The organism is Pinirhizobacter sp. (assembly GCF_035317885.1).
In the GTDB taxonomy this organism is placed as follows: domain Bacteria; phylum Pseudomonadota; class Gammaproteobacteria; order Xanthomonadales; family Rhodanobacteraceae; genus Pinirhizobacter.
On the sequence record NZ_DATHFX010000105.1, the window covers coordinates 1 to 2,110 of the forward strand.

Here is a 2,110-nt window from a genome sequence, read left to right on the forward strand (position 1 = left end):
AGATGAAAAGGCACGCCGCGCCCACCCAGCGCATCACCTGAACGATCCACGGCACGCGATCGATGACGCTGGCGAAACCCAGCACGCCCGCACCGATCAGCGCCGCATCAGACAAAGCGCACACCAGGCACACCCAGAACACGTGCTCGCGGCGCAGGCCCTGGCGCAGCACGAACGCATTCTGCGCGCCGATGGCCAGGATCAGCGAAAAACTCAGGGCGAACCCGGCGATGGCCGCATGCATGCCTACTGGCCGAGCTTGTCGTGGAACAACTCATCGATGCGGCGGTATTCATCGTGCCAGGAATCCGCATGCACGAAGCTGTGGCGCTCCATCGGGTACAGCGAGATCCAGAAGTCCTTCTTGTGCAATTCAATCAACCGCTGGTACAGGCGAATGGAATCGCTGGCCATCACGTTGTCGTCGATCAGGCCGTGCATGATCAACAGTGGATCGCGCTGCTGGTCGGCATAGTAGATGGGCGAACTGGTGGTGTATGCCTCGGGATCGATCTGCGGATCGTTGAGGATGTTGGAGGTGTATTCCTGGTTGTAGCTGGACCAATCGGCTACCGGGCGCAGCGCCGCTCCGGCGGCAAATTCACCGGGCGCGCGGAACAGCGACATCAAGGTCATGAAGCCGCCGTAGCTGCCGCCGTAGATGCCTACACGATGAGCATCGACATGGTGTTCCTTCACCAGCCAGGCCTTGCCGTCGAGCAGGTCTTCCAGTTCCGGATGGCCCATGTTGCGGTAGATCGCCGTGCGCCAGTCGCGGCCGTAGCCTTCGGACGCGCGGTAGTCCATGTCCAGCACCACATAGCCGCGCTGGACCAACAAGTTATGGAACATCTGCTCGCGGAAATACACCGGGAACGATTGATGCACGTTCTGCAGGTAGCCGGCGCCGTGCACGAAGATCACTGCCGGACGCGAGGCCGCGTCGGCACCGGGCGCGGCGTAGTACTTCGCGTAGATCGTGCCCGCGCCATGGCTGGAGGGCACCTGGACGATCGCAGGCTCCACCCACTGCATGGCCTTGTAACTGGGCTTGCGCGTGTCGGTGAGTTCCCGCGGCGCGCCACCGCCTGCGTCCACCACCGCCAGCTGGCTGGGCACATAAGGCGATGAATGCAATACCGCCAGGCGCTGGCCATCGCCGGACAACACGAAGTCGTCCATGCCCTTCAAGTGCGTCACCTGCTCCATCGAACCGCCGGCCGCCGGCACGCGGTAGATGTCGTAGCTATAAGGCGCCTCGCGGTTGGCACGCACGAAGAAGCTGCGACCATCCGGGCTAAGCGCCGGGTGGCTCACTTCGAACTTGCCGTTGGTCAGCGCCGCGGCCTTGCCGCCCACGGGCTTGGTGTACAGCTGGGAATAACCAGTTTCCTCGCTCAGGTACCACAACGTGCGGCCATCCTTCAGCCAGCCGAAGTCGTTGAAGTTCCAGTTCACCCAGGCCTTGTCGGAAAGGCGTTGCTGGCTGACAAGCGCATGCGAGGGGAAATCGACGCTTGCGATCCAGCGGTCCTTGTTGTCATAGGCGCGCAACTGGACGCCGACATTCATACCGTCGTCGCTCCACACCACCCCGGGTCCGAATTCGCTGTTCACATAGACCGGACGCACCGCCGGCGCCTTCAGCGCATCGGCCTCCTCGTCCTTGCCGGCCTTGCGCAGTCGTGCGATGGCCTTGGCGCGAAGCTCCGCCAGCGGATCGTCCTTGATGCCGGGCAGGGCATCGGTCTTGAGGTTGAAGCTGGCATGGCCGGACAGGTCCAGCAACACCAGCGACTGCGGCGCGCCGTCGTTGCGGCCGACGTAGGTGCGCGCGTCCTCCGGTTCCGGATAACCGGATTCGGTCACGTAATGGGTGATCTTCGGCGCCGTGCCGTCGTCGTGGCCCTTGGGCTTGGTCACCACCAGCATCCAGCGGCCGTCGGGCGACAGCGTGGTATCGACGATTGCGACCGACTTGCCCAGGTAGAACGGCCGGCCCGCGCGCGTGGGATCGGCAGCGTCCAGCGCGCGATCGCGCGCGTGCCGGCCGTTCTACCTGGGCAAGTCGGTCGCAATCGTCGATACCACGCTGTCGCCCGACGGCCGC

Annotated in this window: 2 protein-coding genes; both read right to left on the minus strand. The window is 64.0% G+C overall.

Features of this window, described 5'->3' with window-relative positions:
• On the minus strand, positions 1 to 244 hold a 244-nt coding region (locus tag VK519_RS03280; RefSeq protein WP_324347640.1), incomplete at its 3' end, for a LysE/ArgO family amino acid transporter.
• A gap of 2 nt (positions 245 to 246) precedes the next feature.
• Positions 247 to 1,932 carry a S9 family peptidase gene (locus tag VK519_RS03285; protein ID WP_324347642.1) on the minus strand — a complete coding sequence of 562 codons (1,686 nt, stop codon included), beginning with the start codon at positions 1,930 to 1,932 and terminating at the stop codon, positions 247 to 249.
• Positions 1,933 to 2,110 lie beyond the last annotated feature (178 nt).

Bases quoted from the DNA above. Each gene is read 5' to 3' on its own strand.
- VK519_RS03285 (WP_324347642.1), bottom strand. From the start codon at position 1,932: ATGCTGGTGGTGACCAAGCCCAAGGGCCACGACGACGGCACGGCGCCG.